Below are 22,245 nucleotides of genomic sequence, written 5' to 3' on the forward strand. Positions count from 1 at the left end.
GCGGGCATCTCCATCGCCCCATTATCGCGCCTGCGGAGCGCTCCGATGACCCATCCGCCCAGGGCGGACCCGGCGGTCCTCAGTCGATCCGACCGGGACGGCCCTCGTCGTCGACCACATCGCCGCCGGCGGCCGCCCACGCGGTCATCCCGGCCTCCACGTTCGCCGCCTCGTACCCCGCACCCTCGAGCGCCTGCACGACCATCGCCGACCGGACCCCGGAGTGGCAGACGACCAGGATGGGCGCCTCTGCGGGCAGCTCGTCCTGCCGTGCACCGATCGAGTTCATCGGGATGTGGTGGGCGGCGGAGGCGTGCCCGAGAGCCCACTCGTGCGGCTCCCGCACGTCCAGGAGCCACACCTCGTCGCGGGACACGAGACCGATCGCGTCCGCCGCCGAGACCTGCGAGTACTCGGCCATCAGGCGCCCTCTACGACCGGCGTGCCGGCCTTGAGACGGGCGGCCTCGACGCGCTTGTCGTGCCGGGACACGTCGACCTCGCGGCTGCGCAGCTGCGCGTAGAGCGGCGCCGCCACGAAGATCGTCGAGTAGGTGCCGACGATGATGCCGATCAGCAGCGCGAGGGAGATGTCGCGGAGCGTGCCGGCCCCGAGCACGAACGCACCGATCACGAGGATCGCACCGACGGGCAGCGCCGCGACGATCGAGGTGTTGATCGAGCGCACGAGCGTCTGGTTCTCGGCCAGGTTGACCGTCTCGGAGAACGTCCTCGTCGTGCTGCCGAGCGCCTCCACCGTGTTCTCGCGGATCTTGTCGAAGACCACGACGGTGTCGTAGAGGGAGTAGCCGAGGATCGTCAGGAGGCCGATGACCGCGGCCGGCGACACCTCCGTGCCGGTGATGCCGTAGACGCCGGCGACGATGACGAGGTCGTGCACGAGCGCGACGATGGCCGCCAGCGACATCTTCCAGGTGCGGAAGTACGCCCACATCGCCAGGGACGCCAGCACCACGAAGATGATGAGGCCCCGGAGGGCCTGCTGCGTGATGTCGTTGCCCCACGACGCTCCGATGAAGGAGGACGTGACCTGGTCGTTGCCGACGTCGTACGCCTCGGCGAGCGAGTTGCGCACGGCGGTCGACTCGTCGGTCGAGAGCTGGTCGGTCTGGACGCGGATCGAGTCGTCGCCCACGACCGAGACGCGCGGCACGGTCTCGGGCGAGACCGCGGTGACCGCGTCGGTGGCGGTCGCCTGGTCGAGGCTCGACGGCGAGGACACCGTGAACTCGGAGCCGCCGGTGAACTCGATGCTGAAGTTGAACCCGCCGCGGGCGACGGTCCCGAGGACGGTGATCAGGATCAGGACGAGCGAGATCAGGTACCAGGTGCGCCGCCGGCCGACGAAGTCGATCGAGCGCTTGCCGGTGTAGAGGTCGTTGCCGAACTGCGAGAAGCTGGCCATCACGCGTCCTTGGTCGAGTCGGAGGAACCGGCGGTGCGGGCCGCCTCGGCGGCCTTGCGCTCGGCGATGGTCTGGCGCTTCGCCGCTTCGCGGGCGGCGGAGGAGCCCTTGCCCGCGACCACGGCGTCCTGCGGACGGAACGCCGCTCGGCCGCGGTAGACCGCACCGAGAGCCCGCGGATCGAGGCCGGACAGCCGGTGCCCGTCCGAGAAGAACTTCGTCGTCGCGAGCAGCTGCAGCATCGGATGCGTGAAGAGGATCACGACCACGAGGTCGATGAGAGTCGTGATGCCCAGCGTGAAGGCGAAGCCGCGGACGCTGCCGACGGCGAGGATGAAGAGCACCACGGCGGCGAGCAGGTTCACCATGTCGGAGGCGAAGATCGTGCGCAGGGCCCGTCGCCAGCCGGCCTCGACAGCGGACTCCAGCCCCCGGCCGTCGCGCAGCTCGTCGCGGATCCGCTCGAAGTAGACGATGAACGAGTCCGCGGTGATGCCGATCGCGACGATGAGGCCCGCGACGCCCGCGAGCGACAGCCGCAGGCCCTCCCGCCACGACAGGAGCGTCACGACGAGGTAGGTGACGACGGCCGCCACGATCAGCGAGGCGATCGTGACCGCTCCGAGCACCCGGTACTGGGCGAGGGAGTAGACGACGACGAGGATCAGTCCGATCACACCCGCCAGCAGGCCGCTCGCGAGCTGGGCGGTGCCCAGGGTCGCCGAGATGCTGTCCGAGCTCTGCACCTGGAAGCCGATCGGCAGTGCGCCGTACTTGAGCTGGTCCGCGAGGGTCTTGGACGACTCCTGCGTGAAGGACCCGGTGATCTGGGCGTTGCCGTCGGTGATGGCGGCATTGGTGGACGGGGCCGAGATGACGCGGCCGTCGAGGACGATCGCGAACTGGTTCTGGGCGCCCTGCAGCGCGACGAGGCGCGTGGTCACGTCCGAGAACGCCGTGGTCCCGGCGTCGTCGAAGGAGAGGTTGACCGCCCACGTGCCGGTGCTCGCACCGGACTGGGTCGTCACCAGGCCGTTGGAGGCGTCGGCGATGTCCTGGCCCGTCACCTCGACGGGGCCGAGGATGTACTTCACCGTGCCGGTGTCGTCGCACGTGATCAGCGGCTGGTCGGCCGGCGCGAGGTTGGGGTCCTGGCTGTTCAGGAACGCGCAGTCGAAGGCGGTGTACTGCGCCTCGAGCGCCGGAGTGATGTACGCGAGGTCGCTCGCGTTCGTCGGCTCGGCCGTGGGCTCCGTGGCGAGCGACGGATCGACGGGCGTCGGCGTCGGCGAGGACGTCGCGTCGCCGCCGACCGCGGTGTTCGTCGCCTGGCTGCCGACGAGGACCGGGCGGAAGTCGAGCTTCGCGGACGCCTCGATGCGCTGGAGCGTCTCGTCGTCGGGGGTCCCGGGGATCGAGACGACGATGTTGCTCGAGCCCTGCGTCGTGATCTCGGCCTCGGAGACGCCCGAGGCGTCGATGCGCTGGCGGATGATCGAGACGGCCTGGGTCAGCTGCTCGGACGAGACGGTGTCGCCGTCGTTCAGCTGCGGCTGGAGGACGATCTGCGTCCCGCCCTCGAGGTCGAGGGCGAGCTTCGGCGTCCAGGACCCGCCGCCCCAGAGGACGGCGGCGGTGTTCAGTCCGACGAGAGCCAGGATCAGGACACCGAGCCAGCTCAGGGAGCGCCGGGCCTTCCGGACGGGGGTTGATGCGGCCACCCAGGGCTCAGCTTTCTCTTCGGTCGACGATGACGGCCCGGATCCGGGCGCGGACAGGAAGGGCGGGCCGGACGCTCTCGCGCTCCGGCCCGCCCTGGAGACTACTGGGCGTCCGGCTTGCGGTCGCGCTCGATCGGGTCGACCAGCGGGTCGCCCTGGTGAGCGGCGTCGCGCTCGCCGAACGCGGGAGCGGCGCCGTCGACGGTGTCGTCCTCGTCGGTCGCGACGACGTTCTCGCTCGGGTCGATGAGGCGCGCGATGGCCTGGCGGTGGATCGTCAGCAGGGTGCCGGGGGTCGACTCGATGACGATCTTGTTGGCGTCCTCGTCGATCGACACGACGGTGCCGAAGAGTCCGGACCCCGTCATCAGCTCGACGCCGGGGACCAGGTTGTTCTTCATGTTCTCCGCGTCGCGCTGGCGCTTCTTGTTGTTGCGGAACATGAAGATGATCATCACGGCGAGCAGCAGGACGAGCAGGATGATCGTCGGATCCATGGGTGAGCCTTCCGGAGTGGGTGGCGAGCCCGCGCGGCGTCTCAGCCGGATGCGCGGGATCGAGCGGCCCGTCGGGCCTTGAAGATTATAGGTCATCCCCGAAGAGCGACTGCTGGGAGGCGGCGGCACCGCGCGGGTCGAGCCCGAAGTGGCGCCAGGCCGCGGGAGTGGCGACGCGCCCCCGCGGTGTGCGCGTCAGCAGGCCGATCCTGACGAGGAAGGGCTCGACCACGGCCTCCACGGTCTCGGCCTCCTCGCCCACCGAGACGGCGAGCGTGTTGAGGCCCACCGGTCCCCCGTCGAACCGGGTGAGGACGATCTCCATGACGGCGCGGTCGAGGCGGTCCAGGCCCAGCGGATCGACGTCGTACAGGTCGAGAGCGGCGCGGACGGCGGCGATGTCGGCACGTCCGCCGTGCACCAGGGCGAAGTCGCGCACGCGACGCAGCAGCCGGTTCGCGATGCGAGGAGTGCCGCGGCAGCGCCCGGCGATCTCGGCGATCGCCTCGGTGTCGATGTCGAGCTCGAGCAGGCGCGCCGCACGGGCGAGGACCTGGCGCAGCTCGTCCTCGGCGTAGAACTCGAGGTGCGCCGTGAAGCCGAAGCGGTCGCGCAGAGGATTGGGCAGCAGACCGGACCGGGTCGTGGCGCCCACGAGGGTGAAGGGGGCGAGATCCAGCGGGACGGACGTCGCTCCGGCGCCCTTGCCGACCATGATGTCGATCCGGAAGTCCTCCATGGCCAGGTAGAGCATCTCCTCCGCGGAGCGCGCCATGCGGTGGATCTCGTCGATGAAGAGGATCTCGCCGGGCAGCAGGGACGACAGCACCGCGGCCAGGTCGCCGGCGTGCTGGATCGCGGGACCGCTGGACAGCCTCAGCGGCGACGAGCTCTCCTCCGCGACGATCATCGCCAGCGTCGTCTTGCCGAGACCGGGAGGACCCGCGAGCAGGATGTGGTCGGGGGTGCGGCCCTGCATCGCCGCCGCCTTCAGCAGCAGCTCCAGCTGGCCGCGGACCTTCCGCTGGCCGACGAACTCGCTGAGGCTCTTCGGACGCAGGGCGCCCTCGAACGCGATCTCGGCCTCGGAGACGACCTCCGGTCCGAGCAGTCCGTCGCCGCTCACGAGCGGGCCGCCGGACCGAGTCGGGCGAGGGCGAGGCGCAGGAGCGCCTGCACGTTCGCGGCGTCGGACGCCTGGGCGTCGAGGAGGATCTCGTCGACCACCTCGGCGGCGATGCGCTCGGGCCAGCCGAGTCCGACGAGGGCGGAGAGCACGCTCTGCGCGGCGGTCGCCCCGGGACCGGTGCCGCGGGCGGCGCGCGGGCGGACGGCGAGCTTGCCCGCCAGGGACAGGATGATGAGCTTCGCCGTCTTCGGGCCGATGCCGGACACCTTGCGGAACACGGCGTCGTCCTCATCGGCGACGGCCTGCGCGATGCGCTCGGGCTCGACGGCGCCGAGGACCCCCAGAGCCGACTTGGGGCCGACCCCGGTCACCGCGATGAGGAGCTCGAAGATCTCGAGCTGCTCCGCGTCCGGGAACCCGTACAGGGTGAGCGAGTCCTCGCGGACGATGAGCGTGGTCGTGACCGCGGTCTCGTCGCCGACGCGCATCTCGAGCGCGTGCTGCGGAGTCACGTTGACCGCGTAGCCGACGCCGTGGACGTCGATCACGGCGAGACTCCCGCGGGCGGAGAGGACGGTGCCGCGGAGAGAGGAGATCACCGCGTCAGTCTAGGTGCTCGAACAGGCGTTCGAGAGGAGGCCTCCGCGGCGCGCCATGCGCGTTGCGCCGGCGTCTCCCCCTCGGCCGCGGACGACGGCCCGGAGGCGAGCGGCGCGCGCCACGCGTGGCAGACCGCGAGGGCGAGCGCATCGGCCGCGTCGGCCGGAGTCGGAGGCGCGTCCAGGCGGAGCACGCGCTGGATCATCGCGGTGACCTGCCGCTTGTCGGCGGCTCCGTAGCCCGTCACCGCGGCCTTCACCTCGCTCGGGGTGTGCATGCCGACCGGGAGGGAGCGGCGTGCGGCGGCGACGAGCGCGACTCCACTGATCTGCGCGATGCCCATGACCGTGCGCACGTTGTTCTGGGCGAAGACGCGTTCGATGGCCACCGCGTCCGGCCGGTGCTCGTCCAGGAGGGCCTCGATGCCGTCGCCGAGGGCGAGGAGCCGCCGCTCGAGCGGGTCGTCGACGGGAGTCCGCAGGACGCTCACGTGCACCAGCGTCGCGCGCCGATCGCGAGCGACGTCGACGATGCCGACACCGCAGCGGGTGAGCCCCGGATCGATCCCGAGGACGCGCATCAGCGCGACCCGATCGGGCGATCCGGGGTCACCGGGTCACTCCTCGTTCTCGAGCTCGGCGCGGACCTCGGGAGTGATGTCGAGGTTCGTGTAGACGTTCTGCACGTCGTCGGAGTCCTCGAGCGCGTCGATGAGACGGAACACCTTGCGGGCGGTCTCGGCGTCGGCCTCGACCTGCAGCGAGGCCACGAACTCGATGTCGGCGGAGTCGTAGTCGATGCCCGCCTCCTGCAGCGCCGAGCGCGCCGGGACGAGCTCGCTCGGCTCGACGCGCACCTCGAAGCTCTCGCCGTGGTCGAGGACGTCGTCGACGCCGAAGTCGAGGACCGCGCCCAGGACGTCGTCCTCGGTGACGCTCTCGCCGTGCGGCACGCTGATGACGCCCTTGCGCGCGAAGTTGTACGCGACGCTGCCCGGGTCGGCCATGGTGCCGCCGTTGCGGGTCATGGCCGTGCGCACATCGGCGGCGGCGCGGTTCTTGTTGTCGGTGAGGCACTCGACGAGCAGGGCGATGCCGTTCGGGCCGTAGGCCTCGTACATGATCGTCGTGTAGTCGATGACCTCGCCGGTGAGGCCGGCGCCGCGCTTGATCGCGCGGTCGATGTTGTCGTTCGGGACCGACGTCTTCTTCGCCTTCTGCACGGCGTCGACGAGCGTCGGATTGCCCGAGAGGTCGGCTCCGCCGATCTTGGCGGCGACCTCGATGTTCTTGATCAGCTTGGCGAACGACTTCGCGCGACGCGAGTCCTTGATCGCCTTCTGGTGCTTGGTCGTGGCCCACTTGGAATGCCCGGACACGGTGCTCCCTCGGAAAATCGTCGTGTGCGACCCCCGCGGGCGCCGCTGATAGCTGAGCCAGTCTAATTGAGAGCCGGTCCCCGCCCGGCTCTCCGCAGTCGGCTCCCCGAAACGGTCGCGCAGGTGGAGCGTCGTGCGTCCGGCTACGCCGATCCGCTGACACGCGGAAAGACGATCCGGCTCGACCGAGACCGGCTTCTGGCTTTCTGGGCCGCCGTCCTGTCTGCAACCGAGGTCGGGAGGGCTCGCGGAGTCCGCTCGAGGCGTCCGGACGGTTCCCGACCTCGGTTGCGGACCACTCAGCAAGCGGAACGAAGGCTGAGCGCGCGGATCCGAGCGCGAATCGCCCGATCGCGTCACGGAGCCTCACTTCTGACGTGCACCCGGGGACCCCGACGCCGCCCGAGCCGGACGTTCTGTGGAGTGACGCACAACGGCAGTCAGGAACGGGCGCAGACGCCATCGTGGCCGACGAGCCGTCCTGGCCGAGGTTCTCACGAACGATCAGGCATCATCGCAGACCGCACCGCCGTCCTCGCGGAACCCGTGGTCGTCCAGACAGCTTCTCCCCGAGAAGTCGTCTCACGCGCTCGGTCAGCAGGCCGACGGCGACCAGCCGGAGCCCCCAACGCCCAGACGCGATGCGGCCCCGCCGCTCTGCACACGCGCACTCGACCAGCACGCGCGCGTTCTCGGATCCGCGGTAACCGGATCGCCGCCCACCTCCGAGCCGAACAGGTGATCCGCGTGCGAGCGGATCGCCGTAGGCGGACGCAGGACGCTCCACCTGCGCGTCCACGCCGAGAAGCCGACCGCGGCGGGCCGGGCGGGGACCGGCCCGCTATTTGATCAGTCGCGAGAGGACACGGTCCGCGAGGGGCTTCCCGCCCGTCTGGCAGGTGGGGCAGTACTGGAGGGTGGAGTCCGCGAAGATCACCTGGCGGACGGTGTCCCCGCAGACCGGGCAGGGCTCGCCGGTGCGGCCGTGCACGCGCATGCCGAGCTTCTTCTCCTTCTTGAGGTCGGCGGCGTGCAGTCCCTCGGCTCGGCCGAGCGCCTCATCGAGCGTGTACCGCAGCGCGGAGTAGAGGCGGTCGAGCTCCTCGGGCGAGAGGGTCGCCGGCTTGAACGGCGACATGCGCGCGACGTGCAGGATCTCGTCGGAGTAGGCGTTGCCGATGCCGGCGATGCGCGACTGATCGCGGAGGACGCCCTTGAGCTGCGCACGGCCGGCGGTCGCGAGGATCGCGCCGAGGATCTCGCGCGTGAAGGCGGGGTCGAGCGGATCGGGGCCCAGTCGCGCGACCCGGTCGACGTCGCGCGGATCGGCGACGATCGACAGGGCGAGGCTCTTCTTGGTGCCGGCCTCGGTCACGTCGATCCCGGAGCCGTCCTCGAGGATCAGGCGCGCGGCGAGCGGCCCGCGGCCCGGCTTCACCGGCGCCGTGGGGCGCTCGGGACGCCAGCGCACCCAGCCCGCCCGGGCGAGGTGGAGCAGCACGTGCACGTCGCCGATCGAGAGGTCGAGGAACTTGCCGTGCCGCTGGACGCCGTGGATCGGCTGCCCGGAGAGGGAGGACGGCGGGATCGCCACCGTCTTGAGCGCCGAGATCGCGAAGACGTCGAGCCGCTCGAGGACGTGTCCTCCGAGGCGCTCGTCGAGATCGCGGGCGAGGGCCTGCACTTCGGGGAGTTCGGGCATGCGTCCACTGTGCCGGTCACCACCGACAGGGGCCACCCCTGGCGGAGTCCCGGGTCAGGCTCCGTAGCGCGTGGCCGCGACCTTCCGCAGGAACAGCTCGTGGAAGCGGTAGTCGCCCGTGATCTCGGGGTGGAACGACGTGCCGAGCAGGTTCCCCTGCTCGACCGCGACGACCCGGCCGTCGGCGACCGCGGCGAGAGCGGTCGCCCGCTCTCCCAGCTCCTCCACGATGGGCGCCCGGATGAACACCGCGTGCACCGGAGGGTCGCCGATCGCGGGCACGTCGAGGTCGGTCTCGAAGGAGTCGAGCTGGTTGCCGAACGCGTTGCGGCGCACGGTCACGTCGAGCCCGCCGAAGCTGTGCTGCCCGTCGATGCGGTCCAGCACCCGGTCGGCGAGCATGATCAGCCCGGCGCAGGTGCCGTAGACGGGCAGGCCCGCCTCGATCGCCTCGCCGATCGGCTCCGCGAGTCCGAAGAGGCGCGAGAGCTTGTCCATGACCGTCGACTCGCCGCCGGGGATGACGAGCCCGGCGACGGAGGCCAGCTCGGCGGGACGGCGCACGAGCACCACCTCCGCGCCGAGCTCGCGCAGCACGTTCGCGTGCTCGCGGAAGTCGCCCTGGAGGGCGAGGACGCCGACCCGGAGCCCCTCGAGGGACTCGCGGGTCTCTCCCTCCCCCGCGACGCGGGGCCCGGTGCTACCAGCCACGCTCGGAGAGGCGGTGCGGCGCGGGGACGTCGGACACGTTGATGCCGACCATCGCCTCGCCGAGTCCGCGGGACGCCTCCGCGATGACCTTCGCGTCGTCGTAGAAGGTGGTCGCCTTGACGATCGCCGCGGCGCGCTTGGCCGGGTCGCCCGACTTGAAGATGCCGGAGCCGACGAAGACGCCGTCGGCGCCGAGCTGCATCATGAGCGCCGCGTCGGCCGGAGTCGCCACGCCACCCGCCGTGAACAGCACGACCGGCAGCTTGCCGGTCTGCGCGATCTCGGCGACGAGGTCGTAGGGGGCCTGCAGCTCCTTGGCCGCGACGTACAGCTCGTCCTTGGTCATCGCCTTCAGGCGGTTCACCTCGGCCGAGATGGTGCGGATGTGCTTGGTGGCCTCGGAGACGTCGCCGGTGCCGGCCTCGCCCTTCGAGCGGATCATCGCGGCGCCCTCGGTGATGCGGCGCAGCGCCTCGCCCAGGTTCGTCGCTCCGCAGACGAAGGGGACGGTGAACTTCCACTTGTCGATGTGGTTCACGTAGTCGGCCGGCGAGAGGACCTCGGACTCGTCGATGTAGTCGACACCGAGCTCCGACAGCACCTGCGCCTCGACGAAGTGGCCGATGCGGGCCTTCGCCATGACGGGGATCGACACGGAGGAGACGATCGCGTCGATGAGGTCGGGGTCGCTCATCCGCGCGACGCCGCCCTGCGAGCGGATGTCGGCGGGGACGCGCTCGAGCGCCATGACGGCCACGGCGCCGGCGTCCTCGGCGATGCGGGCCTGCTCGGCGGTGACGACGTCCATGATCACGCCGCCCTTGAGCATCTCGGCGAGACCGCGCTTGACGCGGCTCGAGCCGAACTGCTCCGAGGCAGCGGAGGAGGAGGGAGTGGGGGTGTCGGTCATGATCGCGGGTCCTGTTTCTCTGCTCTGTCTCCAGCCGACGGCTGGGCTCTGTCTCCAGCCGACAGCGCCGTCGAGTCTACCGAGGTCCGCCTGCGCGGACCCTGCTCACGCCGTCGGCCAGGCGGCGGCGATGCTGGCGCGGACGTCGCCGAGGAGCTGCGGCAGCGCCTTCGTGCGCGCGATGATCGGGAAGAAGTTCGCGTCCGTCGCCCAGCGCGGCACCACGTGCTGGTGCAGATGCGCGGCGATCCCGGCTCCGGCGACCGCGCCCTGGTTCATCCCGAGGTTGAAGCCGTCGTTGTTCGACACCTCGCGGATCACCCGCATCGCCGTCTGCGTGAGGGAGCCGATCTCGGCCACTTCTTCCGGGGTGGCCTCGTCGTACAGCGGGATGTGGCGGTACGGGCAGACGAGGAGGTGGCCGGAGTTGTACGGGAAGAGGTTGAGGAGGACGTAGGCGTGCTCGCCGCGGGCGACGATCAGCGCCTCCTCGTCGCTCAGAGTCGGGGCGACGCAGAACGGGCAGTCGTCGGGCCCGGGCTGCCCCTTCTGGATGTAGACCATGCGGTGCGGGGTCCACAGGCGCTGGAACTCGTCGGGGACGCCCGCGAGGTGCGCGGACCCCTCCGCTCCCTCGGGGACGAGGTCGTCCACGCTCACACCTGCGCCTTCGAGGCGATCGCCTCGCGGATGCGCGCCACGGCGTCGGCGACAGGGATCCCGTTCTCCTGCGTGCCGTCGCGGAAGCGGAAGCTGACCGCTCCGGCGTCGCGGTCCTTCTCGCCGACGATGATCTGGAACGGGACCTTCTGCAGGGTCGCGTTGCGGATCTTCTTCTGCATGCGGTCGCTGGAGTAGTCGATCTCGGCGCGGACGCCGGATCGCTTGAGCTCGCCGACGACCTCCTCGAGGTAGGGGAGGTACTCGTCGGCGATGGGGATGCCGACGACCTGCACGGGCGACAGCCAGACCGGGAACGCGCCGGCGTAGTGCTCGGTGAGGATCGCGAAGAAGCGCTCGATCGAGCCGAACAGCGCGCGGTGGATCATCACGGGCCGCTTCTTCGAGCCGTCGGACGCGGTGTACTCCAGCTCGAAGCGCTCGGGCTGGTTGAAGTCGAGCTGGATCGTCGACATCTGCCAGGTGCGGCCGATCGCGTCGCGCGCCTGCACCGAGATCTTCGGGCCGTAGAACGCCGCTCCGCCGGGATCGGGGACCAGCTCGAGGCCCGACTCCACCGCGACAGCGCGGAGGGACTCGATGGCCGCCTCCCACTGCTCGGGGGCGCCGACGAACTTCGGGTTCCCCTCCTCGTTGGTGGAAAGCTCGAGGTAGAAGTCGTTCAGGCCGTAGTCGCGCAGCACCTGCAGGACGAACTCGAGGTTGCGGGTGAGCTCGGCCGCCACGTCCTCCTGCGTCACGTAGATGTGAGCGTCGTCCTGGGTGAGCCCGCGCACGCGGGTGAGGCCCTGCAGGGTCCCGCTCTTCTCGTAGCGGTAGACGGTGCCGAACTCGGCCAGGCGCAGCGGCAGCTCGCGGTAGCTGCGTCCGCGCGAGCGGAAGATGAGGTTGTGGAACGGGCAGTTCATGGGCTTGAGGTAGTAGTCCTGGCCCTGGCGGGTGACGTTCCCGTCCTCGTCCTGCAGCTCGTCGAGGTGCATCGGGGGGAACATGCCCTCGGAGTACCACTGCAGGTGCCCGCTGGTGGTGAAGAGGTCGCCCTTGGTGATGTGGGGCGTGTAGACGAGCTCGTAGTCGTGGGCGAGCAGCTGCTCGCGCATGTACTGCTCGATCTCGTAGCGGATGATGCCGCCCTTGGGGTGGAAGACGGCGAGCCCGGAGCCGATCTCGTCGGGGAACGAGAAGAGGTCGAGCTCGTGGCCGAGCTTGCGGTGGTCGCGGCGGGCGGCCTCCTCGAGGCGCGCCTGGTGCGCACGGAGCTCGTCCTTCGTCGGCCAGGCCGTGCCGTAGACGCGCTGCAGCTGCGGGTTCTTCTCGGAGCCCCGCCAGTAGGCCGCGGCGTTGCGGGTGAGTGCGTAGCCGTTGCCGATCATGCGGGTGTTGGGCAGGTGGGGACCGCGGCAGAGGTCCTTCCACACCGTCTCGCCGGTGCGCGGGTCGACGTTGTCGTAGATGGTGAGCTCGGCGCCGCCGACCTCGACCGACTCCTCGTCCGCTCCCCCGCCCTTGAGGCCGATGAGCTCGAGCTTGTAGGGCTCGGCGGACAGCTCGCTCCGGGCCTCCTCCTCGGTCACCACGCGCCGCACGAAGCGCTGGCCCTGGCGGATGATGCGGTCCATCGCCTTCTCGAGCGCCTTCATCGCCTCGGGGGTGAAGGGCTCCTCGACGTCGAAGTCGTAGTAGAAGCCGTCGGTGACGGGCGGGCCGATGCCCAGCTTCGCCTCCGGGTTGCTCTGCTGCACGGCCTGCGCGAGGACGTGCGCGGCGGAGTGGCGGAGGATGCTCAGCCCGTCGGGCGAGGAGATCAGCACCGGCTCGATGCGGTCTCCGGGGACGACGTCCGCCGCCAGGTCCTTCAACTCGCCGTTGACGCGGATCGCCACGACGGCCCGGTCGGAGAAGTGCGTGAAGCCCGTCCCGGCCTCGGTCACCACCGCGGGGGACTCGTTCTCGGACGGATTCGACGGTTCGTTCGACACGCGCGGACACTCCTCAGGGCTTCGCCAACCCCCTCGACTTTAGCCGCCCGCCGGGCGGGGGTCGTCCGCGGGCGACGGCCCGCGGCGAGCGTCCGGCGCCCTAGCCGAGGACGGCGCGCACGCGCTCGTCGAGACCGCGCAAGGCGTCGAGCAGCTCGCCCCGGTCGGCACCGGGGAGCAGCAGGTCGTTCTGCACGAGGTGGCGGATGAGCACCGACTCCACGTCGGACGGCAGTCCGCCCGAGGCGAGCGCGCCCTCCAGCACGGCGAGGACCGAGACCAGTGCCAGTGCGTCGTCGACCGCCAGCGGGTGCTCGCTGCTGTCCGTGTCCATGCGTCCGATCCCGGGCGCCGGAGCACCGGCACCCGTCGAGGTTCCCGTCCAGCCTGGCGAAGACGACGGCCGGGAGTGGCGGCGCCGCGGCGGGACTTCGTTTCCCGTACACCGGTCCCGGAGGGGCGCTCCTCCCCCGGCGGACTCGTCCGATCCGTCGGAACAGCGCCTGGTACGCTGTGCCGTCTCCTCCTGGCACGCCGTGCCGGTACGGTGTGCCGGGTTGGTGCACGCCCGAGGAGGCGCTGACAAAGAGGGCGAACCGGTGGACCGACGCGAGCAGATCCTGGAGGCGGCACGGTCGGTGATCGCCGAGTCCGGCGTCGCCGCCCTGAGCGTCCGGACGGTCGCCGCGAGAGCAGGGATCGGCGCCAGCACGCTGCGCCACCACTTCCCCACCCAGCGGGGTCTGCACGACGCGGTGGTCGCCGAGCTCTTCCACGCCGGCCTCGAGGACCACCGGATCGCCGATCGCCGCCTGGACCCGTTGGAGCGCCTCGTCGAGTGCGCCGGGCAGTTCCTGCCCGCGGCGGACGCTCCTCCGGCCCTGAGCGGCTGGTTCGCGCTCCACGCCGCCGGGCTGGGAGTGGGAGCGACCGATCAGGGCCGGGTGCTGCTCGAAGCCGTCGCCGCGAGCAGCCGCGAGAGCACCGCGCGATGGATCGCTGTGCTGTCTGAGGAGGGAGTGCTGCGGCGGGGGCCTCTCGAGCAGCACGTCGAGCTGATACTCGCTCTCGTCGACGGCCTGCGGATGCGGATGCTCACGCCGGGCAGCCGCGTCGGCCCCGGCGAGGCGCTCGGTCTCCTCGAGGCCGCTCTCCGAGAGGGCCGTCATCCGGGACTGAGGTTCAGCGGAGGGCGGGATCAGCAGAGGGCGGGATCAGCAGAGGGCGGGATCAGCGGAGGGCGCTCACGCGCCGAGCCAGCCGGTCCAGCTCCTGTCCGAGCGACGCCGTCTCCTCGGCCGCCAGAGCGCGGGCGAGGAGACGCAGCTCCTCCGCCTCGAGCGCTCCGTCCTCGACGAGCTCCGCCACCAGCCGGGTGAGGGCCGCGAGTGCGGACGCCTCGTGCCGGTCCAGTCCGTTCATCACGCCTCCTCGCGTCGGGGACGATCCTGCGCGACCGACGGAGCCCTGCGCAGCCCCGCTGCGCCTTCCGGACAGCCGAGCACGCAACCCCTTGTCGACCCTGCAGCGAGGGCGTGGGCTGAGAGCACCCGTCGCCCCGAGCGACTCCCCCGACGAAAGGTGCATCCGTGCTCTCCGACTCCCCGATCGGCCCCGTCCTGCTCTCGACCGACCTCGCCGCCTCGCGCGCCTTCTACGCCGATGCGCTCGGCCTCCAGGTGATCGAGGAGAGCGACTCCGCCGTCGCCTACCTCACCGGCGGGACCCGCCTGACCGTGACCGCCAGCACCACCGGCTCGAAGGACGAGCAGACCAAGGCGTCCTGGCGCGTCTCGGACCTGCGCGCCGAGCTCGACGCCCTCGCCGAGCGCGGCGTGACCCCCGAGGACTACGACACCGACGAGCTGCGCACCGAGAACGGCGTCGCCGATCGCGGCAGCGTCTGGTCGGCGTGGATCCTCGACCCGGACGGCAACGCCCTCGGCATCGAGCAGCCCAAGGACTGACCCGGCGGGCTCGGCCCCGGAGCCCGGGTGCCGAGCCCTAGAATTCCCCCATGTCCGACGAATCCCCTCGCACTCCCGCGCCCGGGTGGTACCCGCATCCCGCCGATCTCGGCTCGGAGCTCTACTGGGACGGATCCGCCTGGACCGACCGGTCCCGTCCGGCCGGCCCGCAGTCGCCCGCGGCTCCGATCTACGGCACGCCGGACGCGCCCGACGCCGCCTCCGGCCGCCCGGCGCCCTCGGCGGAACCCGGGTACGGGTCGGCCCCCTACGGCGCCGGCACGACCGACCCGTACTCGTCCGACTCGACGGCGGCGAACCCGTACGCCTCGAGCACGTACTCGTCGAACCCGTACGCGACGAACCCGTACGCCTCTCCGGCAGCGTCCGGCCGGAACCCGATGGCGATCGCGAGCCTCGTGCTGGGGATCCTCAGCCTCCTCGTGAACCCGCTCTTCGTCCCCTCCATCCTCGCCATCGTGTTCTCGGTGCGCGGCCGCGCCGCCGCCGCCGTCACGGGCATCGGCCGCGGCATGGCGACCGCCGGCCTGGTGACGGGCATCGCCGGCATCGTCTTCGGCGGCATCGGCTTCCTCGTCAACCTCGGGGGCTTCCTCTCCCAGCTCGGATCCTGACCGCGGTGCGCGGCCGCCGCCCCGCACCCGCCCCGATGCGTCGATGACGCCGCGTCGGAGCGCCCCCTGGCTCTTCGTCGTCGCCGTCGCCCTCGTCGCACTGGTCCTGCGCGGGCCGATCGTCGCCGTCGCGCCCGTGATCGACGCGATCCGCGACGACCTCTCGCTCTCCTCCGGTCAGGCGGGCGTCCTGACGAGCATCCCCGTGCTCTGCTTCGCCCTGGCGACGCCGCTCGCGCTGCTCGTCATCCGACGCGCCGGGCCCGATGCCGCGGTGACGGTCACCGTGCTCGGTGTCGCACTCGGCACGATCGTCCGCTCGTCGGGCGACACGGTCGCCGTCATGGCGGGCACCGTGCTCATCGGCGTCTTCATCACCATCGGCAACGTGGTCGTGCCCGTCGTGATCCGCCGGGACGTCTCCGCCGCGCGGGTCGATCTGACCACGGGCGTCTACACGGCCGCTCTCAACATCGGCTCGACGATCACGTCCCTGGGCACGGCACCCCTCGCCCTCCTCCTGGGCTGGCGCGGCGCCCTCCTGGTCTGGCTCGTCCTCACTCTGCTCGCGCTGCTCGGCTGGCTCGCCGCCGTCGGCCCGAGGCGCGCCGTCCGGCCCGTGCCGCGCACCCCGGCGCCCGATCGGCGGACGGAGGCTCCTCCGCGCATCTGGCGGAGCGCCACGGTGCTCGCACTCGCGATCTGCTTCTCCAGCCAGGCGTTCTCCTACTACGGCGTGACCGCGTGGCTGCCGAGCCTCCTCGTCGACCGCAACGGCTTCTCGGTCGAGACCGCCGGAGCGAGCTCCTCCGTCTTCCAGCTCGCCGCGGTCGTCGGCGCACTGGGCGTCCCGCTCATGGTGCGCCGGCTGCGGCCGCTGGGCAGCATCGCCCTCGTCGGCTCCCTCTGGTGCACCGTGCCGGCGGGACTCCTGCTGGCCCCCGATCTGTGGGCACTGTGGTGCGCTCTCGGCGGCGTCGCGCAGGGCGGCGGATTCACGGTCGTCTTCGTCCTCGTGGTGCGGCTGTCGCAGTCGGACGCCCACGCCTCGCGGCTCTCGGCGACGGTCCAGGGGATCGGCTACCTCGTCGCCGCCACCGCCCCCACGGTCCTCGGTGTCGCGCACGACGCGAGCGGCGGCTGGGACGCCCCGCTGCTCCTCGTCCTCGCCGCGACCTGCTCCTTCCTCCTCTTCGGAGTGCTGGCAGCGGCGAGGCAGGGACGCGCACCGCGTCCCGTACCGCCCGCCTGAGCGCTGCCTGACAGCGCAGGGCACCGGCGTCAAGGGCCACCGCGCACCCGCTGCGCGCCGTAGCGTGGCGGCATGGCCGAGAAGAGCACGACCCGAGAGAAGACCGCGCCCGAGCCCGACGACGCGCGCAAGCCGGACGAGCTGAGCGATCTGACGAAGCGCTCGTGGGGCTACGTGCTCAAGAAGACGATGCGCGAGTTCGGCGCCGACCAGTGCACCGATCTCGCCGCGGCGCTCACGTACTACGCGGTCCTGGCCCTGTTCCCTGCGCTGCTGGCGATCGTCTCGGTGCTGGGGCTCTTCGGCCAGGCCCAGGCGACCACCGACACCGTGCTCGAGCTGATCCGGAACCTCGCGTCCCCGCAGGTCGTGGACGTGCTGCGCGACCCGATCGAGTCGCTCACCAGCTCCCCCGCCGCCGGTGTCGCCTTCGTCACCGGTATCCTCGGCGCCCTCTGGTCCGCCTCGGGCTACGTCGGAGCGTTCGGCCGCGCGATGAACCGCGTCTACGAGATCGACGAGGGACGTCCCTTCTGGAAGCTCCGCCCGACCATGCTCGGCGTCACCGTGGCCACGGTCGTCCTGATCGTCGTCGCCGCCCTCATCCTGGTGCTCAGCGGACCGGTCGCCGAAGCCGTCGGGGACGTGGTCGGGCTCGGCCCCGCCGCCCTCACGGTGTGGAACATCGCGAAGTGGCCCGTGCTCCTCGTCATCGCGATCGTGATCGTGGCGATCCTCTACTACTGGGCGCCGAACATCCGCCAGCCGAAGTTCCGCTGGATCGGCGCGGGCTCGATCATCGCCCTGCTGATCTGGCTCGTCGCCTCGGTCGGCTTCGGCTTCTACGTGGCGAACTTCTCGAACTACGACCGGACCTACGGCTCGCTCGGCGCGGTCATCGTGTTCCTCCTCTGGATCTGGATCACCAACATCGCTCTGCTCTTCGGCGCCGAGTTCGACGCCGAGCTCGAGCGAGGTCGCGAGCTTCAGGCCGGCATCGAGGCGGAGGAGACCATCCAGCTCCCGCCGCGCGACACCGCTGCGAGCGACAAGAAGGCCGCGGTGCACGAGCAGGACCTGCGCGACGGCCGCTGGCTGCGCCTGGCGTCCGAGAACAAGAAGGGCTCGGAGCAGGAGAAGGCCGCCGAGGACGGCTCGACCCGGTGAGCCGCCCGGCTCAGGACTCGGCGCTCCAGAGCGCGCGGAAGCAGGCGCTCCGGGCCTCGTCCGGGGTGGCGCCGTACTCCTCGAGGAGCAGCTCCTCGAAGCCCTCGCCGTAGTTCCAGCCCAGGCTCATCGCGGCCACGGCGAGATCGGCCCAGCGGTCGCCGAGACCGAGATCGCCGACGTCGACCGTTCCGCACCACTCTCCGCGGTCGTCGAGGAGCGTGTTCGGAGCGCAGGCGTCGCCGTGCACCAGGACCGGATCCTCGAGGACCGGGACGGTCGCGCCGGGCAGCGAGCGGTGGAACCAGGAGTCGTGCCGCAGCTCGTCCGGCAGCTCGTGCACCGGGACGTCGTGCAGAGCTCGCAAGCCCCGTGCGATGGCTCTCACCGCGGTCTCCGGACGGGCGATCCACTGGGGATCGACGGCGCTGCGTCCGTCGATGGCCTCGGTCAGCAGCCACTGACCGCCGTCCTCCTCCCCCGCGTCGAGCACCTGGGGCACCGGATGCCGGCCCTGCAGCCAGCGCAACCGCACCGCCTCGCGCTCCAGGTCGATACCGCTGCCCGCCGGGTTCCACTTGAGGTAGCCCGATGCCACGCGGAACGTCAGACCGTCGGCCTGGTTCCGCCACGCGAGCTCCGGTGACGGACCGCCGAGACGGCGCACGACGGCCGGGAGGACGACCCCGTCGAGCGAGTACTGCCGCGAGAGGTCGGGTCCGGTCATCCGGCCAGCCTAGGCACCGCCCCTCGCACATGTGGTCAGACCACATGCTACGGTGTGGTCTGACCACAGGAGGAGGCGACCATGAGCGAGTCCGAGCGCGCTTGGGAGGCCGTCCTCGCCCACGTCGAGGGCCTCCTCCTCACCGGTGCTCTGGGTCCCGGCGACCGCCTTCCCGCGGAGCGCGCGCTGGCCCAGGAGCTGGGTGTCGGCCGCTCGTCCGTCCGCGAGGCCGTCCGCGTCCTCGAGGTGATGGGGCTCGTGCGCACCCGAGCCGGTTCCGGCCCTGCGGCCGGCGCCGTCATCGTCGCCCGGCCGACAGGAGGGATGAGCGCCCTCCTGCGACTCCAGGTCGCCGCGAGCGGATTCGCCGTCGAGGACGTCGTCCGCACGCGCCTGGTCCTGGAGACGGCCGTGGTCGACGACCTGGCGCGCACGGTGTCGATCCCACTGGGCGAGAGCCGCGAGCTCCTGGACGCCATGGACGCGGACGCGATCGATCACGACGCCTTCCTGGCGCTCGATCAGCAGTTCCACCTCTCCCTCGCCGAGGCGTCCGGGAACGCCGTCATCGCCGCGATGACGGCAGGGCTGCGCGACGCCGTCGAGAGCTACGTGCTCGCAGCCGCGCAGACCCTGCCCGACTGGCCGCGCACCCGCGACCGCCTGCGCAGCGAGCACCGAGCCCTGGTCGCCGCGATCGCGGCCGCCGACCCCGACCGCGCCCGCGCGCTCGTCGAGGCCCACATCTCCGGCTACTACGCCGAGACCCACCTGACACCCAGCGAAGCGGAGAAGGACTGACCATGGTCGACCGACGAATCCCGAAGGTGCGCGATCTCGCGCCCCTGATGCAGTTCAAGAAGCCCGAGCTCGACCTCAAGAAGGCCCGGCTCGACAAGGCGCTGACGATCCACGATCTGCAGCGCATCGCGAAGCGGCGCACGCCCAAGGCCGCGTTCGACTACACAGAGGGCGCCGCCGAAGCCGAGATCTCGCTCGGCCGCGCGCGCCAGGCGTTCGAGGACATCGAGTTCCACCCGGCGATCCTCCGCGACGTGTCGGAGGTCAGCACCGGCTGGGACGTCCTCGGCGCCCCGGTCTCGCTCCCCTTCGGCATCGCGCCGACCGGCTTCACCCGGATGATGCAGACCGAGGGCGAGATCGCCGGCGCGCGCAACGCGGCCAAGTGGGGCATCCCCTTCTCGCTCTCCACGATGGGGACCACCGCCATCGAGGACGTGAAGGCCGCCAACCCCGACGGGCGCAACTGGTTCCAGCTCTACATGTGGAAGGACCGCGACCGGTCGATGGCTCTGGTCGACCGGGCCGCCGCGTCCGGCTTCGACACCCTCCTCGTGACGGTCGACGTCCCGGTGGCCGGCGCCCGACTGCGCGACAAGCGCAACGGCTTCTCGATCCCGCCGCAGCTCACCCTGGGCACCGTCGTGAACGCGATGCCGCGCCCGTGGTGGTGGGTCGACTTCCTCACCACCGAGCCGCTGTCGTTCGCGTCACTGGACCGCTGGTCGGGCACCGTCGGCGAGCTGCTGGACACCATGTTCGACCCGACGGTCGGCTTCGAGGACCTGGCGTGGATCCGCGACCAGTGGCCCGGGAAGATCGTCGTCAAGGGCATCCAGACGGTCGACGACGCCCGCCGCGTCGCAGAACTGGGCGTGGACGGGATCGTGCTCTCGAACCACGGCGGCCGTCAGCTCGACCGCGCGCCGATCCCCTTCCACCTCCTCCCCGAGGTGGTGCGCGAGGTCGGGACCGGCAGCACCTCCGGCATGGAGATCCACCTCGACACCGGCATCATGTCCGGTGCGGACATCGTCGCGTCGGTGGCGCTCGGCGCCCGATTCACGCTCGTCGGCCGCGCGTACCTCTACGGCCTCATGGCCGGCGGAGAGGCGGGCGTGAACCGCATGATCGAGATCCTCTCCGAGCAGATCACCCGCACCATGCGGTTGCTGGGCGTCAACTCCCTCGAGGAGCTGAACCCGTCGCACGTCACGCAGCTCCAGCGCCTGGCGCCGCGCAGCGTGTCGCCGCAGTTCGTCCTGGCGGACTAGCGGCCTGCGCTACCTGCGCGCCCCGTCAGCGGGCGCGCAGGTAGCGCAGCAGGAGGGTGTCCCCGGAGGCGAGGACGTGCGCGAGGCGCTGCGTCCTCGCCTCCGGCGCGTCCGCGCGGGCGATGCGCCCGGCGCCGCCCGACTCCAGCGTCGGGCTGATCGTCAGGTCGAGCTCGTCGACCACGTCGTGGGCGAGGAGGGTCCCGAGCAGTCCCGGCCCGCCCTCGCAGTGGATGCGGGCGAGGCCGCGGTCGGCGAGGGCGTCCCTCATCCGCACGGCGTCCAGCGCCTGCTCCCCGCAGACGAGCACATCGGCCACCTCGCCGAGCTCCGAGCGCCTGCGCGACGGGGACGCCGCGGTGGTGACGACGATCGGGCGCACGGGCGCCTCGGTGAAGATCCGCGACGCAGGATCGAGCTCGAGCGAGCCCGAGACGATCGCGAACACCGGATGCGGCTCCCGGCCCTGGGCGGATCGCGCGCGCGCCGACTCCTCCCCCAGCACCATCGGCCCGTAGCCCTCGGTGCGCACCGTGCCGGCCGCGACGAGCACCACGTCGGCGAGTCGGCGCAGCAGATCGAAGACCCGCTCGTCCGCCTCGCCGCCGAGCGCGCCGGACACCCCGTCGCGGGTGACTGCTCCGTCGATGCTCGAGACGAAGTTGACCCGCAGCCACTCGTCGGCCGAGTCCTCGGTGTAGAGCGCGAGGAGCGCGTCGTCGTCGAGCGCGCGCAGCGGCGAGGGGAGCAGTCGATCGATCGCCGCGCTCATGCGACGGGCTCGATGTTGTGACGGAGGAAGGCGGGCGCCCGCCAGCCGAGCACCGCTTCGGTGAGCCGCACGGCGTCCACCGCCTGCCGCACGTCGTGCATCCGCACGATCCTCGCTCCGTTCAGGATGCAGATCACGGCGGCGGCGAGAGAGCCCTCCAGCCGCTCCCCCTGCGGCCGGTCGAGCGTCTCGCCGATGAAGTCCTTGTTCGACACGGCCGCGAGCACGGGGAGGCCCAGAGCCGCCACCTCGCCGAGCCGACGCGTGAGCTCGAGCGTGTGCAGGGTGTTCTTGTTGAGGTCGTGGCCCGGGTCGACGATGATCCGCTCGCGCGGGATCCCGCCCGCGAGTGCCCGCTCCATCCGCTCGCGCAGGTGCTCGATCACCGAGGCGACGACGTCGTCGTACTCGGGTCGAACGGGCTCGCTCCGCGGCTCGCCCAGGCTGTGGGTGATGACGAGCTGGGCGCTCGAGGACGCCACGGTCCCGAGCATCGCCGGATCGTGCAGGCCGCTCGTGTCGTTGACGACGGAGGCGCCCTCGGCGATGCTCAGCCGTGCCACCTCGGCGCGGGTCGTGTCGACCGACACGACCACGTCGCTCCGCTCGTGGATCCCGGCCACGACCGGGACCACCCGGTCGATCTCCTCCTGCAGCGACACCGCGGGCCCGCGCCCGAAGGGCACCCCGCCGATGTCGACCCAGTCGGCGCCCTGCTCGGCCGCGCGCACCGATGCGGCGACCGCCCTGTCGAGCGCGAAGGTCGAGCCCTTGTCGTAGAAGGAATCGGGGGTGCGGTTCACGACCGCCATCACGGCGACCTGCCGCTCGAAGTCGAACTCGCGTCCGCCGATGGTGCGGGTCATGCTCCAGCCGTCCCTCTCGGTCCGTGCGCCGGTCGATCGCCCGCGCGGCCG

Annotated in this window: 24 protein-coding genes and 1 pseudogene; 7 read left to right on the forward strand and 18 right to left on the reverse strand. The window is 71.4% G+C overall.

What is annotated here, in order from left to right:
• Window positions 1-79: 79 nt before the first annotated feature.
• The 14 genes from AC0CID_RS04650 to AC0CID_RS04715 form a co-directional block, all read right to left on the reverse strand.
• Complete coding sequence (locus AC0CID_RS04650; protein WP_207404946.1) at window positions 80-421, reverse strand: rhodanese-like domain-containing protein; 342 nt, start codon at window positions 419-421, stop codon at window positions 80-82.
• Window positions 421-1,425, reverse strand: coding sequence for a protein translocase subunit SecF (gene secF / locus AC0CID_RS04655; protein WP_207404948.1), 1,005 nt, complete (start codon window positions 1,423-1,425; stop codon window positions 421-423). The genes AC0CID_RS04650 and secF overlap by 1 nt, the downstream gene beginning before the upstream one ends.
• Window positions 1,425-3,146, reverse strand: coding sequence for a protein translocase subunit SecD (secD, locus tag AC0CID_RS04660; RefSeq protein ID WP_465225926.1), 1,722 nt, complete (start codon window positions 3,144-3,146; stop codon window positions 1,425-1,427). The genes secF and secD overlap by 1 nt, the downstream gene beginning before the upstream one ends.
• A gap of 101 nt (window positions 3,147-3,247) precedes the next feature.
• Entirely contained in the window at window positions 3,248-3,643 is a 396-nt protein-coding gene (gene yajC / locus AC0CID_RS04665) for a preprotein translocase subunit YajC (RefSeq protein ID WP_207404953.1), read from the reverse strand.
• Window positions 3,644-3,728: 85 nt separating this feature from the next.
• Window positions 3,729-4,769 carry a Holliday junction branch migration DNA helicase RuvB gene (gene ruvB, locus AC0CID_RS04670; RefSeq protein ID WP_307786133.1) on the reverse strand — a complete coding sequence of 347 codons (1,041 nt, stop codon included), beginning with the start codon at window positions 4,767-4,769 and terminating at the stop codon, window positions 3,729-3,731.
• A complete protein-coding gene (gene ruvA, locus AC0CID_RS04675) occupies window positions 4,766-5,371 on the reverse strand; it encodes a Holliday junction branch migration protein RuvA (RefSeq protein ID WP_465225927.1) in 606 nt (201 codons plus the stop codon). Before ruvA ends, ruvB begins: the two co-directional genes overlap by 4 nt.
• The gene (ruvC, locus tag AC0CID_RS04680; protein ID WP_465225928.1) at window positions 5,368-5,952 is read right to left on the reverse strand and encodes a crossover junction endodeoxyribonuclease RuvC; all 585 of its coding nucleotides are present in this window, start codon (window positions 5,950-5,952) and stop codon (window positions 5,368-5,370) included. Before ruvC ends, ruvA begins: the two co-directional genes overlap by 4 nt.
• Before the next feature lie 36 nt (window positions 5,953-5,988).
• On the reverse strand, window positions 5,989-6,750 hold the full coding sequence (locus AC0CID_RS04685) for a YebC/PmpR family DNA-binding transcriptional regulator (RefSeq protein WP_207404959.1): 762 nt from the start codon (window positions 6,748-6,750) through the stop codon (window positions 5,989-5,991).
• Window positions 6,751-7,591: 841 nt separating this feature from the next.
• Window positions 7,592-8,452: an Fpg/Nei family DNA glycosylase gene (locus tag AC0CID_RS04690; RefSeq protein WP_465225929.1), complete on the reverse strand. Its 861-nt coding sequence runs from the start codon at window positions 8,450-8,452 to the stop codon at window positions 7,592-7,594.
• Window positions 8,453-8,506: 54 nt separating this feature from the next.
• Window positions 8,507-9,163 carry a pyridoxal 5'-phosphate synthase glutaminase subunit PdxT gene (pdxT, locus tag AC0CID_RS04695; protein ID WP_465225930.1) on the reverse strand — a complete coding sequence of 219 codons (657 nt, stop codon included), beginning with the start codon at window positions 9,161-9,163 and terminating at the stop codon, window positions 8,507-8,509.
• Complete coding sequence (gene pdxS / locus AC0CID_RS04700; RefSeq protein WP_465225931.1) at window positions 9,153-10,073, reverse strand: pyridoxal 5'-phosphate synthase lyase subunit PdxS; 921 nt, start codon at window positions 10,071-10,073, stop codon at window positions 9,153-9,155. The genes pdxT and pdxS overlap by 11 nt, the downstream gene beginning before the upstream one ends.
• A gap of 105 nt (window positions 10,074-10,178) precedes the next feature.
• A complete protein-coding gene (locus AC0CID_RS04705; RefSeq protein WP_465228048.1) occupies window positions 10,179-10,727 on the reverse strand; it encodes an HIT family protein in 549 nt (182 codons plus the stop codon).
• 2 nt (window positions 10,728-10,729) lie between these two features.
• The gene (gene thrS / locus AC0CID_RS04710; RefSeq protein WP_465228049.1) at window positions 10,730-12,688 is read right to left on the reverse strand and encodes a threonine--tRNA ligase; all 1,959 of its coding nucleotides are present in this window, start codon (window positions 12,686-12,688) and stop codon (window positions 10,730-10,732) included.
• A gap of 145 nt (window positions 12,689-12,833) precedes the next feature.
• Window positions 12,834-13,067, reverse strand: a complete 234-nt coding sequence (locus AC0CID_RS04715) for a hypothetical protein (protein WP_207404965.1) — start codon at window positions 13,065-13,067, stop codon at window positions 12,834-12,836.
• On the opposite strand from AC0CID_RS04715, the pseudogene AC0CID_RS04720 reads away from it, so the two are divergent.
• Window positions 13,066-13,428 (forward strand): annotated as a pseudogene (locus AC0CID_RS04720) (hypothetical protein); the annotation flags it as partial. The gene AC0CID_RS04715 and the pseudogene AC0CID_RS04720 sit on opposite strands and share 2 nt — an antisense overlap.
• 535 nt (window positions 13,429-13,963) lie before the next feature.
• Here AC0CID_RS04720 and AC0CID_RS04725 read toward each other — a convergent pair.
• Complete coding sequence (locus AC0CID_RS04725; RefSeq protein WP_465228141.1) at window positions 13,964-14,155, reverse strand: hypothetical protein; 192 nt, start codon at window positions 14,153-14,155, stop codon at window positions 13,964-13,966.
• 167 nt (window positions 14,156-14,322) lie between these two features.
• Between AC0CID_RS04725 and AC0CID_RS04730 the strand changes: the two genes are divergently transcribed.
• The 4 genes from AC0CID_RS04730 (at window position 14,323) to AC0CID_RS04745 (ending at window position 17,754) form a co-directional block, all read left to right on the forward strand.
• Window positions 14,323-14,700, forward strand: coding sequence for a VOC family protein (locus tag AC0CID_RS04730; protein WP_465225932.1), 378 nt, complete (start codon window positions 14,323-14,325; stop codon window positions 14,698-14,700).
• A gap of 50 nt (window positions 14,701-14,750) precedes the next feature.
• A complete protein-coding gene (locus AC0CID_RS04735; protein WP_465225933.1) occupies window positions 14,751-15,335 on the forward strand; it encodes a DUF4190 domain-containing protein in 585 nt (194 codons plus the stop codon).
• 43 nt (window positions 15,336-15,378) lie between these two features.
• Complete coding sequence (locus AC0CID_RS04740; RefSeq protein ID WP_465225934.1) at window positions 15,379-16,587, forward strand: MFS transporter; 1,209 nt, start codon at window positions 15,379-15,381, stop codon at window positions 16,585-16,587.
• A 72-nt stretch (window positions 16,588-16,659) separates the two neighbouring features.
• Window positions 16,660-17,754: a YihY/virulence factor BrkB family protein gene (locus tag AC0CID_RS04745; RefSeq protein ID WP_465225935.1), complete on the forward strand. Its 1,095-nt coding sequence runs from the start codon at window positions 16,660-16,662 to the stop codon at window positions 17,752-17,754.
• Between the two features lie 10 nt (window positions 17,755-17,764).
• Here the strand turns inward: AC0CID_RS04745 and AC0CID_RS04750 are convergent, their stop codons facing one another.
• Entirely contained in the window at window positions 17,765-18,481 is a 717-nt protein-coding gene (locus AC0CID_RS04750; protein ID WP_465225936.1) for a phosphotransferase, read from the reverse strand.
• Between the two features lie 81 nt (window positions 18,482-18,562).
• On the opposite strand from AC0CID_RS04750, the gene AC0CID_RS04755 reads away from it, so the two are divergent.
• Together AC0CID_RS04755 and AC0CID_RS04760 are read left to right on the forward strand one after the other, a co-directional pair.
• Window positions 18,563-19,282: a FadR/GntR family transcriptional regulator gene (locus AC0CID_RS04755; RefSeq protein WP_465225937.1), complete on the forward strand. Its 720-nt coding sequence runs from the start codon at window positions 18,563-18,565 to the stop codon at window positions 19,280-19,282.
• A gap of 2 nt (window positions 19,283-19,284) precedes the next feature.
• Window positions 19,285-20,556 carry an alpha-hydroxy acid oxidase gene (locus AC0CID_RS04760; protein ID WP_465225938.1) on the forward strand — a complete coding sequence of 424 codons (1,272 nt, stop codon included), beginning with the start codon at window positions 19,285-19,287 and terminating at the stop codon, window positions 20,554-20,556.
• A gap of 25 nt (window positions 20,557-20,581) precedes the next feature.
• On the opposite strand, the gene AC0CID_RS04765 is transcribed toward AC0CID_RS04760, so the two are convergent.
• Complete coding sequence (locus tag AC0CID_RS04765; RefSeq protein WP_465225939.1) at window positions 20,582-21,328, reverse strand: pyrimidine reductase family protein; 747 nt, start codon at window positions 21,326-21,328, stop codon at window positions 20,582-20,584.
• Window positions 21,325-22,194, reverse strand: a complete 870-nt coding sequence (gene folP / locus AC0CID_RS04770) for a dihydropteroate synthase (RefSeq protein WP_465225940.1) — start codon at window positions 22,192-22,194, stop codon at window positions 21,325-21,327. Before folP ends, AC0CID_RS04765 begins: the two co-directional genes overlap by 4 nt.
• Window positions 22,195-22,245 lie beyond the last annotated feature (51 nt).

Source organism: Rathayibacter sp. AC451, assembly GCF_979253095.1.